The sequence below is a fragment of the Pacificibacter marinus genome (genome assembly GCF_018860665.1).
GTDB classification, from domain to species: domain Bacteria; phylum Pseudomonadota; class Alphaproteobacteria; order Rhodobacterales; family Rhodobacteraceae; genus Celeribacter; species Celeribacter marinus_A.
The window spans coordinates 1-15,088 of record NZ_JAHKPK010000030.1; the positions used below are offsets into that span (position 1 = coordinate 1).

A 15,088-nucleotide genomic window follows, 5' to 3' on the forward strand; every position below is an offset into this window, starting at 1 on the left:
CCTGTGACGGATGTTCTTGACGGCGTGCTGGGCGGCGGCGGGGACGATCTGCTCGCACCTGTGACGGATGTTCTTGACGGCGTTCTGGCTGGCGGCGGGGACGATCTGCTTGCACCTGTGACGGATGTTCTTGACGGTGTGCTTGGCGGAGGCGAAGGCGATCTGCTGACAAACCTCTTTGAAGCCACGCCTTTTGATGTTGTTTAAATCATCACCTCTTAAATGATATATTGGCCGCAGTTTTAAAATTGGAACTGCGGCCAGTATTCTTTAATCTTTCCAGAGTGGGGCAGGGATTCATGACGCTTTGTTTGAACATGATTGTGCGTGATGAGGCGCATATTATTGAAAAGACGCTGCGTAATGTTTGTGATGCCTTTCCAATCGATCGCTGGGTGATTTCGGACACTGGGTCCGTAGATGGCACGCAGGATATTATTCGCCGTACATTCTCGGAATTAAATATCCCTGGCGTACTTCATCAACACGACTGGCAGAACTTTGCGCACAACCGTAATCTTGCACTAAAAGAATGCTTGGGGGCCTCTGATTACATTTTATTCTTTGATGCGGATGATGCGGTCGAAGGTGTTCCCGTTTTGCCTGCGCTAACCTGTGATGCTTATCATGTCAAAATCGAAAGCGAAGATCGAAGCAGCCAGTATGTTCGCCCGCTTTTGGTGAAAAATGTACCAGATCTAAAATGGAGAGGAGTGGTACATGAGTTCATCGTCATTCCAGGTCGCGATATTGGCAGGATTGAAGGCGAATATGCGGTAAGGTCCAATCGAAATGGCGCGCGCAGCATGGACCCGGAGAAATACAAAAAAGACGCATTGTTGTTGGAAAACGCATTGCGTTCTGATGCCGATAAAGATTTGCAGGCGCGTTATGCTTTTTATTGTGCAAATAGCTGGCGAGATTATGGCGATAAAGATCGCGCTCTAAAATGGTATTTGGCTCGTACGAAACTAGCGGGTTGGCGCGAAGAAACTTATATGGCTTTTCTCGGAGCAGCTTTGCAATTGGAACAACGAGACCGTAGTGATTTGGCATTAAACTTTCTTTTACGAGGCTATGATATTGTCAATGATCGCGCCGAGTGTCTTTATCATCTTTCCCGTATTCTCAGACACAGAGGCAATTTTCACGCGGCTTTAATATTTGCAAAAGCGGCTGCATCTACCCCGTTACCAACGGGGAACCGTCTGTTTCTTAGAAAAAATATCTATGAGTACTGGGTGTCCTACGAGGTCTTATTCCTAACGGCGCGTATTGGCGAAGATCCAAGGCTCTTGTCGCAATATGAGCCATTTATGGCCAGTGCTGCGCCGGAGACGACAAAGGACTCCATCCGAGCGCTTTTGTAAGTGCGTGAGGGCCGCGGTCTGCTCGGAAAGGCTAACCAAATTATCAGATTTTTTAGATATATGCTTTTGTTACACTGAAAGGGAGGGCTTTCACTCTAATTAGCCTTTGACTGGAGCCATAAAGATGATCGTAGGTACTTTTGATTTGTTTCTGCTCATTATGCTGTCGACTTACAAAAGGGGATAGGGCTTGACCTTAGGTAAATATCTTTTGCCCGTAGTTTGATCTAGATCATGCTAAAGATTTAGGCTTCAAGTTAAACTCTTTTGAGTTCGCGCCTTTTAATTATGTCCTAAGGAGTGAATGTATTTGGTAATTTTGGGGTGATGGTATACTAATTGATGTTTCATGCTATCGTAAAGGTGTATGGTATGTGCTATAGACAGGTTGAGAACGACTCAATTTTCTATGGGTGATGATAAGGTTGTTTTGCTGGGCAAAAGTAGATACCCTTCGGTTTAGCGAGGCGATGTTCACTGACGCTAACGCTAACTGGGTATTTTAAAGTGGAGTGTGTCGGACGTGTCGACGAAAAAAAATCTGAATGCCACTGAAGAGCGGCTAGGACTGGTCGACGCAGCAGAAAATGTTGTGCGCACGTCCGTGCCTGATCGCTTGACGCCGAAGTCGGGCCTAAGCAGTGCCGTTGCAGGTGCTGTGGGAATGGGCTTGGCGGTACAGAGTAGTCTTGCGAATAAGCTCTGGGCGTCCACCACAGATGACACACCTATAGACCCTAACGTTGATCCCGTAGACGTACAGAATCTCGCTGAAGTGGGGGAGCAGTCTGACGCGGTTGGGCTTGATGCCGCTGAGCTGCCGGTTGATGGAACTGCGCCAGTCAGTGCGGACGTTGAGGTTGTGGCACCTGCCGATGATGTTGACTTTACGGCACCTGCTGCTCCCGCGGCTGCTGGCCGCACATCGAGCGTTGCCAACGCCACCGCAACATCTGAAGCCGTAGATAAGGTTTTGAATCTGGAAGAAAAAAGTCATTCGGCCGATTTTTCCTCTCCGGACGTGCATGTTCCGCAATCCGATATCGATCCGTTTAGTGATAAAGAAACTGCATCGAGGCTCGACCCGGCCCCAGGGGCAGAGGGCGTCGTCGATGGGGTGATTGATGCATTGTTCGGTGACGATGGTGTGTTGGCGGATCTGCTGGGGGAAGACGGTCTCGTTGACGATCTTGTTGACGCATTGGTCGGCGAAGGCGGAATCTTGGATTTGAGTATCTTAGATGGACTTGTCGGCGATGATGGCCTTTTGGATGGCGTAGTTGATATTATTCTTTCGGACGAAGGATTTGTGTCGGAGTTCCTTGGGGGAATTGACTCTCTTCTTGACCCTGTTGTCGACGACATTCTGGAGCCTGTGATTGATGGCGTTCTTGACCCCATTGTCGACGATATTCTGGAGCCTGTGATTGAAGGCGTTCTTGATCCCGTTGTCGACGATGTTCTGGAGCCTGTGATTGAAGGCGTTCTTGATCCCATTGTCGACGATATTCTGGAGCCTGTGATTGATGGCGTTCTTGCCCCCGTTGTCGACGATATTTTGGAGCCCGTGATTGATGGTGTTCTTGACCCCGTTGTTGGCGATGCTCTCGATCCAATTCTAGGCGACCTTCTCGGATCTGTTCTAGGTGATGTTACCGGACCTATTTTAGACGATGTGATTGAACCCGTACTGGGCACAGATGTTATCGGAGATTTGCCTATTGTTGGTGGATTATTGGGGGGCGCTGAGAATGCCGATGGTTCAAATTTTGGGGAAAGCGAAGACGATGGATATCTCGATACTTTGCTTGGCATTGATGACTCTGCTGGTGCTGAGAATGTCTCTGATCTGACCGATGTGCCCTCAGGGGATACTTTAGGCGATGTCCTGACTGGTTTGCTTGGTGATGATGATACCTTTGGTGTTGACGTCGAACCTACTGAAACTGGCGATTTTGGCGATCTGTTTGCTGGACTTGAAGGTGAAGGCAGTTTGACTGGTTCGCTTATGGATCATGGTTTGTTGAATGAAACTGTTGATGTTTTGGCTGATGGCGAAGTCGATTCTCTTTTGAGTGAGCTTCTTGGGCCGAACAGTTCTGATGTTCTTGCTGGCGGAGACGCAATTGATGCGTTGCTGGGGGGCTCTGAGGACGACATTGACCTTGGTGCTGAGCTTACTGGTGGCTTGGTCGATGGTGCTGACGATCTGCTCAACGAGGTCTCTGACGTCACCGAAACGACTTCAAATCTTCTGGATGGTCTTTTCTTCACCCAAGACGAGTAAGTTATGCAACTTTGAGGCGAATTGATCTACTCGGGCTTGTATTTTATTTCGTAAATGAATAGTTATACATATCCTTTTGTTTGTTGGTATAGTCTTGTGGTGCGGTTTCTTATATTTTAGTTGATTTCCTTCATCAAAAGGTCGCGTCAGTGGGGGACTTGTCGTTTTTCCGATCGATATGACTTGGTTTAAGTGAACTGCAAGGCTCTGTTGGGATATATCTGTGCGTCTTTAACTGGCGCACTTTGCCTTTGAGGGATCAAAACTATGCCAGAGTTTTACGATTTTGGGTCCGCAGGATTTGATGTTGGGCGCACTGACGTTTCATCGCTATGTGTGCCGACATATGCATAAATTTTCCTTAACAAGGGTGTTAGCCCGATTAAGCGATCTTGTTTTTATGTCTGAATTTAAAGGAAATTTTTTGCACGCCAGGGGAGGGTTACTATGTCAGGCTTAAGTGGGTCAATTTCCGGGCCGTTGAAACTTTTGACGTGGGTATCGATATTCAGTTTTCTGCCTGTGCTACCAGCTTTGGCGCAAATGTCTTTGCAAGAAGCAACACTGTCGGCAATTGCGAATAATCCAGATGTTGAAGCTTTGCGGCAAACCGTTGCAGCCAAAACTGTTGATATAGAAGCCGCAAGAGACGCCTATTTTCCGTCCATTAGTCTATCTGGTGATAGCGGAACGACTGAAAGTGAAGGGGCTGGAGTAACGCTAAGCGTTACACAGGTTTTATTTGATTGGGGCCAAATTCGCAGCCAAATTAATGAGGCGTCTCATGTTAAGGTGCAGGCCGTTTCCGATTTAAAAATGGCCGTCGAGGATTTGACCTTTGAAATTGCTGGCTATTTCATCGACGTCGAAGTGCTGAAACGCAAAATATCCTATACACAAGAATATATGGACTATGCGCGTCGTTTGGCGGATCAGGCCCAAAATCGCGCAAGTGCTGGGCTGAGTGACAACAGTGAAGTGGCCCGCGCACGGTTGGAAATTGCCCGCGCAGATGAACAAATGTCGCAATTATTGGCCAATCAACAGATTGCTTTGGCGCAGCTTGAATTTTTGGTAGGGCAAAACATTGATGCTGTGGCTCCTCCACCATCTTTATCATTTTCGTCACATTATGGTTCAGAAGAAAAAATCCGTGCCGCAGTCAAGATTGCACCCGGATACATCGCGGCGCGGGCGGCTGTGTCCGAAGCTGAGGAAGGTATTCAGCTTGCAAAGGCCCAACGCTTTCCAACGATCAACCTAAAAGCGCAAGGGCGGATGGATCTTAATGGCGGTGCAACGCAAACTTCGGTTGGGTTGACTGCAGGTGTCGATTTGAATTCGCGCGGATTTGGTAAACGCCAAATTCAATCTGCGCAGCTTGCTGTTGATGGTGCCAAAGCCTCTTTGCGGGGGGAAGAGCGTCAACTGATGAACGTCGCGAGCAGCGCGCTTGAGCGTTTGAACCTCTTGCGTCGAAGTGAGCAATCAAAAGCAATACAACTTGTTGAATCTGAGAAGGTTTTGCGAACTTACGAAAAGCAGTTCGTTGCGGGGCAACGTGAGATTCTTGATCTTCTGACGACAGGACGGGATCTTTATGACGCACAAATAGATGAGATTGACACATTCGACGAACGCAAGCGCACAGAATACGAAGCGGCCAAAGATTTGGGTGTTTTAGGGACGATCTTACTTTCTGGATCAACCGTACAATAAATTAGAATAAAATGAGGGCCCCCCAAATGACAGATACGGCGTTGCATGATCCTCTCGTACTTGGACTATTGGAATTATGCCGTTTGCAAGGCGTTTCGACGTCGCTCTCGCAGTTGACCGCCGGTTTGCCTCGTGTTTCAGGCGCAGAGTTGACGCTTGATCTGGCGCCAATGGCTTTGCGACGAGCCAATATGAGCTGCCGGACCAGCCGCGAAGCCCTGCAGAGTTTGCCAGATCACAGTTTTCCTGTTCTGGTGTTTTTAAAGGACGGTCGCACTGCCATTGTTGAGGCGCTGACAGAACGACAGGCAAAAGTTGTTTTGCCTGAATCTGGCGGAGGCAAAGCAATTTGGACAATGGAAGAACTTGACCGCTTGCATGATGGGCGAGTTCTTATTTCCAAGCCGATTGACGTCGTTTCTGACCGCCTTGATGGTAAAAAGGCCGGCCATAAACATTGGCTTCTTGGGCCTCTTTGGGAAAATTGGTCGATTTATCGCGACGTGATGGTCGCCTCTTTTGCAGCGAATATATTGGCGGTTGCGACCGCCCTGTTTTCAATGCAGGTCTATGATCGCGTCGTGCCAAATAATGCCTTTGATACCTTGTGGATACTGTCGAGTGGTGTTGGGCTTGCTATTTTGCTTGAGCTTGTATTGCGCCTGATGCGGTCCTCCTTGGTTGATGTTTCAGGACGAGATTTGGACTTGCGATTGTCGGCACAACTTTTTGATAAAGTTGCGAATATGCGCTTGATCAATCAACCTGCATCTACTGGCGTTTTCGCCAATCAGGTTCGGGATTTTGCCGTGGTGCGTGAGTTTTTTACATCCAGCACCGTCACCGCCATCTGTGATCTGCCCTTTGTGTTTATTTTCTTAGGTGTGATCTGGTTTATCGGTGGAAATGTTATGTGGGTCGTATTTGCAGGCGTTATATTAAGTGTTCTGCCCGGACTATTGATGCAAAAAAAACTTGCGCGGGCATCGAAAGAAAATAGCCGTGAAGCTGCGGCCCTGAATGGATTATTGTTGGAGACGATTTCCAATCTTGAGACTGTGAAAGCCTGTCAAGCAGAGGGCCGATTGCAACGTACCCATGCGCAGCTATCTGCGGCAATGGCAACGACTGCGATTAAAACGCGCAATTTGACAACTTTGATGAGCCAACTTGTCAGTTCGGTACAAAGATTGGCCTATGCTGGCGTGGTGATTGCTGGCGTATATTTGATCAGCTCCGGGGAGCTAACGGTCGGAAGCTTGATTGCATGTACGCTTTTGTCCACGCGCGCTATGTCGCCGATGGGGCAGGTGGCTGGATTGTTAGCCAAGTGGCAGCATGTGCGTGCGGCTATGGATGGTTTGAACGAAATCATGAAATTGCCAGTGGAGCGCCCGACTGATCGGCATTTCGTGCGTTCGGCCAACATGGCCGGAAATTTTCATCTGCAAGATGTGGTGTTTCGCCATGATCCACAAGCCGCGCCGGTTATCGCTATTCCTGAGTTGAAAGTCGCCTCTGGTGAACGGATTTCTTTGCTCGGGGGGAACGGGGCGGGTAAGTCGACTCTGCTTCGTTTGATGGCTGGGTTAACAGATCCGCAAACTGGGTCAGTTTTGGTTGATGACTTGGCGATGAGCCAGATTGATCCGATCGATCGACGCCGTCAAATTGGGTATTTGCCGCAAAGCGTTGCTCTGTTTCAGGGGACTTTGCGAGACAATTTGTTACTGGATCATGGATTGCATTCCGACGAAGAACTTCTTCAAGCTTTAGATGCCGTTGGGCTGGGGACTTTTGTTCGTCAGCACGTCCGCGGCCTCGATCTGCAAATTCAAAGCAATGCAAATGTGTCCGGTGGTCAGCGCCAATCGATTGGTTTGGCGCGCGTGTTGCTACAAGACCCGAAAGTGGTGCTGTTGGATGAGCCAACGTCCGCTTTGGACCATGTAACCGAAGCCAAAGTGATCGCGCATCTCAAGCAATGGTTGCAGGGGCGGACAACGATTATTTCTACGCATAAACGCGAATTGCTCGGTCTCACTGAGCGCGCGGTGGTGTTGAAGCAAGGTCGGATCGCTCGCGATGGTGATTTGTTGAAAATTTTGAATGCTGCGCGTGCTAACTCTGCGCAAGTTCAACCCGTGCAGGCCGTGAAATGAGCCAAATCGACATCGACACCACAAGTCATATTGATGGCAGCTACCGGCGACAAACGTTAAAACGCGCCCGTCTTGTTATTCAAACGGTTGTGGCGACGTTGGTTATCGCGATTGCCTGGGCGTCAATTGCGCAGCTCAATGAGATCACACGTGGGGATGGCCGTGTCGTTCCTTTGCGCCGTATGCAGTCCATCCAAAGCCTCGAAGGCGGAATCTTGGTTGAACTGTATATAAGCGAGGGGGATATCGTTAAAGAAGGTCAACTTATTGCCCGCTTAGACCCGACAAGATCAGAAACCGCATTTAACGCGACCCAGTCAGAAATTACGTCTTTGGAGGCTGAAACCAAGCGTTTAGAAGCCGAAGTAATGGAAAAGCCTGCATTAGATTATGGGGATCAACCTAACGCTGCGGAGCAAGCCGAACTTCGCTTGTTTACAGCGCGCCGTACCAAACTCGAGGCGTCTTTGAAATCTTTGGAAGAAGAACGTTCGACGATTGAGCGCCAGATTGAAATCACCAAACCTTTGGCTGACGAAGGATCTGTTAGCCAGATTGATGTGTTGAAACTTCGTCAACAAAAGGCGGAATTAGATGGCAAAATCAATGAGGTCCGCAATGTCTATGTTCAAGATGCCTATAAAGATTTGGCGGCACAACGGGCCAAATTAACCACGCTTCAGCAGGAGCTGATCCAAAAAGAAGACGAATTCCAACGGACTGAAATTCGGTCTCCTGTGGGGGGGCGGATCAACAATATTATGATCACAACATTGGGCGGAGTGGTGCAGCCTGGTGAGCCGATTATGGAAATCACACCTACGGATGACCAGCTTTTGATCGAAACCAAGGTCAAGCCGCAGGATGTCGCTTTTGTTGCGCAAGGCATGCCTGCAAGTGTGAAAATTACCGCATATGATTTTGCAACCTATGGTGATCTGGCGGGTGTCGTCACACAGATTTCTGAGGATACAGTGGAAGAAGACACACCACAGGGCCCGCAGGATTTCTATCGCGTTATGGTTCGCACTGAGGTCAGCTATCTCGAGCGGTTTGGTGAACAGTTTGCCATTCGCCCAGGAATGGTGGCGCAAGTGGATATTGAAAGCGGCAATAGATCTGTTTTGAGCTATCTGACGCGCCCTCTATTGCGGGCAAGGTTGCGCTAAGCTGCGATGGGGTCGGACATAGGTTACCCCACTGCGCATAATTGAAGGAAAAAGTTAAACATGCTGCCGCATCATTTTTCGGAAAAATTCCGATCATCAAAGAGGCTCGTTCAGGCGTTTGCTCTATGTTCTGGCGCTTTGGTTTTGCCTTCTGAAATATATGCGTTAACGGTCCATGTTTTTGAAAAAATCGAGGTGCGCGGCGCAGAATTTATCCCTGAAGATGATATTCAAATGACCTGTGGAGCCGTTGAAGGGGTGCCCTATTTGGCGATCGAATTGCGTGCAATTGAGGATTGCTTGATGTCGACAGGGGTGTTTGAAACTGTAACGCTTATACCTGTTGATGATGTGCTTGTGATCTCAGTTCAAGAAATTGACACTAGTCCGGGACGGTTTGAAGCTAGCCTGTCGTATGACTCACAAGACGGCGTTGTCGGGGGGGTATTTTATGAACAATATAATCTTTTCCCCGATACATATGGCTCTGTCCAGCTGTCGTATAATTCGGATGTCCAACGCGCGACTGCGCGGTTGTTCAAGGTAGATGCAATCGGTGAGGGTATTGCGCTTGGCGTGAATGTTGGATGGGAAGAGAGATATTTTTCTGATCGGTCCTATGCCTCTGACATACAGCAAATCGAAACCTATTTAGCTTGGACTATGGGGCAAGGAACCGATTTGAAAATGGGTCTTGGGTATCGCAACTATAGTCTTTTTGATGTGGCTGATACTGCCGGCGAGCTTGTAAAAACTGAGGAAACTACAGGAATTTCCGGCCCTTTTTTGCATTTTGGATTGGCAAAAACGTCTTTGTCAGAAACCCAAACAGGATGGGGTGATTGGGCTTATGGTTTTGGAATGGAACAATATTTTTGGAACCTTGGATCGGGCGAAACTCTTTCTGATTTTAGGTTTGAAAGTCAATCCTATGTTCCGTTAAGCTCGACGTGGAGAGTCCTTATATCCTTAGACGCAGGGGCAATTTCTGGACTTGATGGGAACACAACACGCGTTCTGGATCGCACTGCCCTTGGCGCAAACAGGTTTCGAGGCTTCGCGCCACGGGGAGTGGGGCCGCAAGAGAATGGTACCGCACTTGGCGGCAATAAATTTGCGGTTTCGTCTATTGAGCTACAGCATAATTTTGAAAATACGATTGAAGCTCCTTTGACAGGCGGATTGTTTTTTGAATCTGGTGCGGCATGGGGGCTGGACGAGACACTTGGTGACACAATTGACGACGGGTTTTATCGACGTAGTACCGTTGGACTTTCTTTATCGTTTGATGTGGGAACCTCACCTGTGTCATTGTATTTGGCGACACCGCTCAGCAAACAGAATGGCGATGAAGAACAAGTGTTCGGCATCAATTTTAGCTCGTCATTTTAGCATTCCTACAAAATATCTCATTTTGAGGCCCAATCTGGTCGTCCGTACTTGGTTGTCACTTTGACACGCATGGTGCGGTGGCACATTGGTGAACTTTTGCTGCCTCATTTCCTGATAATTTCTTTCTAAGGGGCGTCTTTCAACTTAAAGGGGATGATTGTGCGCTATTCTTTTCTCGATGATATAAACTTTAGTATTGATTTGAGTCTAGCTATAGTCCTAAAGTATATGTGCAAGCTCTTGGGGTTCAGTCAGCGACTATGATTGGAAGAGGTGAAATTGAGCATGCGACCGAATGTGCTTTGTTTACTGAATTGAATAGTTGGGGAGAACGACGCGATGACCTTTTTTGACATGGACCGCAAATCTCATGTGACGCCCAAAGACGTCAGTCTTGCGGGGAGGCTATTTGATCGCTTCGATCATGAATTGGACCTCGCACAAAATGCAAAACCCAATATCATCTCTTTCTTGCGTGTAAACCGTCTCTCCTTTGATCCGAGCTTTGTCGGGCGTAACGCGATTTATCAAAAAGAACGCAGGGTTACACAATCTGTTGCCGTGAAAACGGCTCTCAATGTGATGAGCGAATTAAGCGATTTTTGGAAATTTGTTAGAGAGCCTAAACGCGACAGCGATGGGTTGGTGTAATGTTTCAGCAGGATATTACTCATGGCGTCGCTGTGCAACACAGAGCCTGCACCGAAGAGGTGCTGGCCGTTGCATTGTTAAATGAACAGTACCTATCTAGGTCACAGTCTTTAAAAACTTCTGGACGTACCGTCAGGTTCCTTGGTGCTGCGGATGATGCACAGGCTTTGCGTCTTTTTGCGGATGCAGAACAACAAGTGGATGTTCTTATCATAGATGAAGATTTCTTTGGTTCACCAGAGGATGCAGCGAATATCTGTATGCAGGTGCGTCGGAAACAGCCGAATATTCACATCATGGCCATTGAAAGCGAGATGTGGGACGGTGAATCGATTTTAGACACTTTCAAACTGTGCCAAAGTTTGCTGCCAGCCAAAAGCGATACATCCGCAATTTTGGATAAGATTTCATCGTTGAGTCTGAATTGACCTTAGAGATCCCGAATGCTGTTTGCGTTTAGAGTTTCATATTAGATGATATTCATGTCACGCGCGACAATCACGGCCTGCGTTCGATTGTTTGCACCTAGTTTTGTGCAGATCGATTTCACATGCATTTTTACAGTGGCTTCCGCCAATGAAAGACCTTCTGCGATTTCGCGGTTTGATTGTCCCTCTGACAAAAGGGCAAGAACGCCGGTTTCGCGAGATGAAAGCGGTGATTTAGATGTATCGCGCGCTTTTAGCTTTTGTTGATCGATAAGTTCTACGGGGATATAACGCCCGCCTTCCGTCATGAACTTGATTTCATTGGCCAAATCTTTCAACGAGGCTGTTTTTAAAATTATGCCAGCGCTGCCTATTTGTAAAACCTCAGAGATGACCTGTGCTGTTGGGGCGCTCGTCAACAGGCCCGTTGGGCGGCCTCCGTTGCTTTCTAAAGCTTTGCTCAAGCCCGAAATTCCATCCATTCCGGGCATGTTAAGATCAACCAGGACCAAATCAAACGGTCCACTTTGTTCAATTATTTCTAATGCAACGTTAAGGTCTGGGGCTGTTGTGATTTCGAACTCAGGTAAATTGGACAAGAAGTGATCAAACATTTCGAGTACCATTGCGTGGTCGTCGGCTATGAGTACGCGAACAATTGAGTTTGTTGGTTGGGCGGTTTTCACATTTAACTCCCTTAACTTATCATGCACTACATGTGAAATGAGATAGGCACTTAGCAGCTTACATATAGTGGACAAAATTGAACAATATATCTCGATTTTGTTATATTTGTTTTTGTTAAAACTACAAGCATATCACGGCTGCATGATCGGGGGCTTAAGTCACTCAGGCCAGAGCGGTAATCGCGTTGAGTGTTTGAGTGATGGCCGCCTCTAATTGTAACTGGCATGTTTTCAGGTCTTCGCCACGATCGAAGGCGTCCTCCATCGCACGCAAACTTGCCTCCAAATCCCCCAAACCTGTTAAGCTACAGGCGCCAGTTGCCGCATGTAACATCCGACCCGTGTCAGGGCCAACACCATTTTGTTTTATGTTTGTGAGAACATTTTCCGCTTCGCTATGTGCACGTTTCATGAACGACAAAGTTCCTGTTTTTCCCAGCTGCGCGAATAAATCTTCTACAATATTAGGCTTAAGTGTATTTTCTGCTGTGTCTTGAGGCTGTGAGAACTCTGACCGCTGTTTATGACGTGATGGGTCATCATCCAAGATGTTAAGCAATGTATCCCGCAAGACTTGTGGGCGAATTGGTTTTTCGAGCACTTGTGAAATGCCGACCTCTGAACATGCAGCCAAAAGAGGGGCTGCAACATGAGCTGTCAAAGCAACGATTGGGCCTGTCCAGGGTGGGGTGATATTCTGCCTCACGCGCTGTGCAAATTCCACACCAGACATATATGGCAGGGTCATATCTGTTAGTATCAGGTCTAAAGTTTCTGAAATATCAGGAGTTTCTAGAAAAGATAGCGCTTCAATTCCATTTCCCGCCGCCCAAACTTGTGCACCTGCTGTTTCTAGAATGTGGCGCAACCAGTCACGGCTGGACGGGCTGTCTTCGACCAAAATGATCGAGCGACCTTTAAGGGGGAGGGCGGGTTTAATATCTTTTGGAGGGGTGGCCTGAGAAAGGTTTTGGGCCTCTCTTTTTTCCAATGTTATCGTCGCACGCATTGTTGTGCCTATTACTTTAAGCGATTTGGTTTTATCGCCATCTGAAGTGTCATCATATCTATCAGAGACATCCAATTGGCCGCCAAGTTGGCGTAAAGCATGGGTCAGTACCTTTAGGCCTGCTGAGGACTTATTCATCTCATCGGTTGGAGGGCGTTGATTGGGGTGACCAAGGGCATGATTGAGGCGCATCTTTTGATCCTCTGGTAGGCCGCCACCTAAATCAGAGACTGTAAATGTTATCGCTATGCAATCAGCCGCGCCTTCGGCAGGCGGCAAAGGGTGGCATGTAAGGCTTATGTTAACAGCAGCACCGCCATATTTTACGGAATTATCGATTATATTTTGGAAAAGAGCGCGTACGAAGCGTACGGGACCATGTACCCAAGTATCTTCATGCGGCGTGAGCCATAACTTCAAATCTACGTTTTGCTTGCGCGCAATCGGTGCAATCATTGTAAGCAATGTACGCAGTTCTTCAGTAATGTTGAAGGTTTCATCAGGGTTGATCCCAACAAGGCTTTGTTCGCCGCGGATCACCGCGAGAACGTTGCTGATGTGATCCATCGCGGTATCTGTCGCCTGAAGCAACGCTTTGTGCGCTGCCGTTTTGTCCGACTCATTTTTGGGGCCGCTGTCGTCCAATAGGTTTTCAGCACTGGCAAGAAGGGATTGAATAGGGGTGCGCAAGTCATGTGCCACACGCATAAGCGTTGCCGCGCGAGATCTGTTGCGTAGCCATGTTGCTTCCTGATCATTTTCAGACAAACGCAATAGATAGCCATCACCGACTGATAAAGAGATACAGACGACTTCACCTTCTAGCGTATTCGCATTTATTGAAAGTGCAACAGGTGTGCTGCCTGATCGCGAGGCGCGTAGGCAAAGGGCAGGCCAGTCCAATGAGTCGTGAATGCCGTTTCTGTCTAACTTCAACCGTTGCGATGCGGAGTTGGCAAGCAGAATTTCTCCGCTTTCATTGGCTAGGACTGTAGGTCTGCGATCCGTGGCAATCAGTCTTGCGATCGTTTGAATGATGGGCCGTGATGCCATGTTTTCTTGTCCCGAGACTGGGGGCGTAGACTTCATGTCGATTGTCTCTTTGTATTTAGGGCTTTAGCTCAAGCTTGTTTGACTTTTCACATGCACATCAAAGTAGAATTAAAAAACAGTGGGTTGGCATCGATAACAATGAGTAAAATGTAACGTTTCTGAACGTGCATCAACTGGCTATTCTTGTCGCATATAACTGACCTAAAGGATATATTTTTATCTACAAGTTGTGGGAAATAAGGCAGTTTTTGCCAATTGGATGAGGCCCTGTTGAGGAGGGGTAAAAGACTTTGGTGAAGGCCATGTCTTAAATTGAATACTTTGATTTTGGTTGACTTACGTCTTTACTCCGAAGGGATCGAGGTATTTTACCGTTCTGATTTTTGTATGGCGCTTGCTTTATATCCTTTTGTTTTCAATGTGTTGTTTCTTATTTCGTGTCGAATGTGATGGTTTGGGAAGGGGGCAATGCGTAACGAATTTTGCCTCGCAACTCATTTCGAGGCGGAGGTTGTCTGCTTTGGAGATGTAATAGGTTTCGTTCAGCAGGGCGGCTAGCCGTTGGGGTTTTGGTTTCGAGTCTTGTCATTATCCCGATATGGCACAAAGTATGTGTTGACTACATACTTTGTGGTGTAATACGGTGGTTGGTATTGTATCTTTCGTATGTGACTCATGATCTTTGGGCAGGTGCGGAGGGGGAAAATGGGAACAGGAGTGGAACCATGGCGAATAGAACCTTAATAGCCTCATCAACTGAGGTCCGTGTAGATTTGAATATTGATCGTACTGGCTTGGAGACATACAGCCGGACTGGCAATAATTTAATAATTGACTTGGGGACAGGCGATACGATCACCGTCCAAGATTATTATCTGCCAATCGCAGATGGCTCGTTGCACGCTATTTATTATGGCAATGATGTCGTTGTTGACGGCGATCCTGCCGCCGCTGGGTTGGGCGCAGGCTTTTCTCAAGAGGCTCTCGCGGCTGCGCTTGGTGGGCTGGGGGTTGCTGCACTTACGATGAATGATTCCGGAAGCGATGGCGGCACAGGCGATACCGGCGGCACAGGTGATACTGGCGGCACAGGCGATACCGGCGGCACAGGTGATACCGGCGGCACAGGCGATACTGGCGGCACAGGTGATACCGGCGGCAC

The 15,088-nt window shown here is 48.0% G+C and carries 12 protein-coding genes; 10 read left to right on the forward strand and 2 right to left on the reverse strand.

Going from position 1 to position 15,088, the window contains the following annotated elements; translation table 11 throughout:
* The 9 genes from KO497_RS09955 to KO497_RS09995 form a co-directional block, all read left to right on the forward strand.
* On the forward strand, positions 1-207 hold a 207-nt coding region (locus KO497_RS09955), incomplete at its 5' end, for a hypothetical protein (protein WP_215943827.1).
* Positions 208-230: 23 nt separating this feature from the next.
* Positions 231-1,370, forward strand: a complete 1,140-nt coding sequence (locus KO497_RS09960) for a glycosyltransferase (RefSeq protein ID WP_215943828.1) — start codon at positions 231-233, stop codon at positions 1,368-1,370.
* A 523-nt stretch (positions 1,371-1,893) separates the two neighbouring features.
* Positions 1,894-3,657, forward strand: coding sequence for a hypothetical protein (locus KO497_RS09965; RefSeq protein ID WP_215943829.1), 1,764 nt, complete (start codon positions 1,894-1,896; stop codon positions 3,655-3,657).
* A gap of 447 nt (positions 3,658-4,104) precedes the next feature.
* Entirely contained in the window at positions 4,105-5,376 is a 1,272-nt protein-coding gene (locus tag KO497_RS09970; protein ID WP_215943830.1) for a TolC family protein, read from the forward strand.
* 26 nt (positions 5,377-5,402) lie between these two features.
* Positions 5,403-7,538, forward strand: a complete 2,136-nt coding sequence (locus tag KO497_RS09975) for a type I secretion system permease/ATPase (RefSeq protein ID WP_215943831.1) — start codon at positions 5,403-5,405, stop codon at positions 7,536-7,538.
* A complete protein-coding gene (locus tag KO497_RS09980; RefSeq protein ID WP_215943832.1) occupies positions 7,535-8,707 on the forward strand; it encodes an HlyD family efflux transporter periplasmic adaptor subunit in 1,173 nt (390 codons plus the stop codon). The genes KO497_RS09975 and KO497_RS09980 overlap by 4 nt, the downstream gene beginning before the upstream one ends.
* 60 nt (positions 8,708-8,767) lie before the next feature.
* Positions 8,768-10,099 carry a BamA/TamA family outer membrane protein gene (locus KO497_RS09985; protein WP_215943833.1) on the forward strand — a complete coding sequence of 444 codons (1,332 nt, stop codon included), beginning with the start codon at positions 8,768-8,770 and terminating at the stop codon, positions 10,097-10,099.
* A 339-nt stretch (positions 10,100-10,438) separates the two neighbouring features.
* Positions 10,439-10,750 (forward strand): hypothetical protein, encoded by a 312-nt coding sequence (locus KO497_RS09990; protein ID WP_215943834.1) that lies wholly within the window; start codon positions 10,439-10,441, stop codon positions 10,748-10,750.
* Positions 10,750-11,178: a hypothetical protein gene (locus tag KO497_RS09995; RefSeq protein WP_215943835.1), complete on the forward strand. Its 429-nt coding sequence runs from the start codon at positions 10,750-10,752 to the stop codon at positions 11,176-11,178. Before KO497_RS09990 ends, KO497_RS09995 begins: the two co-directional genes overlap by 1 nt.
* A 41-nt stretch (positions 11,179-11,219) precedes the next feature.
* On the opposite strand, the gene KO497_RS10000 is transcribed toward KO497_RS09995, so the two are convergent.
* On the reverse strand, positions 11,220-11,864 hold the full coding sequence (locus KO497_RS10000; RefSeq protein ID WP_354668107.1) for a response regulator transcription factor: 645 nt from the start codon (positions 11,862-11,864) through the stop codon (positions 11,220-11,222).
* A gap of 163 nt (positions 11,865-12,027) precedes the next feature.
* Positions 12,028-13,962 (reverse strand): hybrid sensor histidine kinase/response regulator, encoded by a 1,935-nt coding sequence (locus KO497_RS10005; protein WP_215943836.1) that lies wholly within the window; start codon positions 13,960-13,962, stop codon positions 12,028-12,030.
* 689 nt (positions 13,963-14,651) lie between these two features.
* Here KO497_RS10005 and KO497_RS10010 point away from each other — a divergent pair.
* On the forward strand, positions 14,652-15,088 hold a 437-nt coding region (locus tag KO497_RS10010; protein WP_436799287.1), incomplete at its 3' end, for a BapA/Bap/LapF family prefix-like domain-containing protein.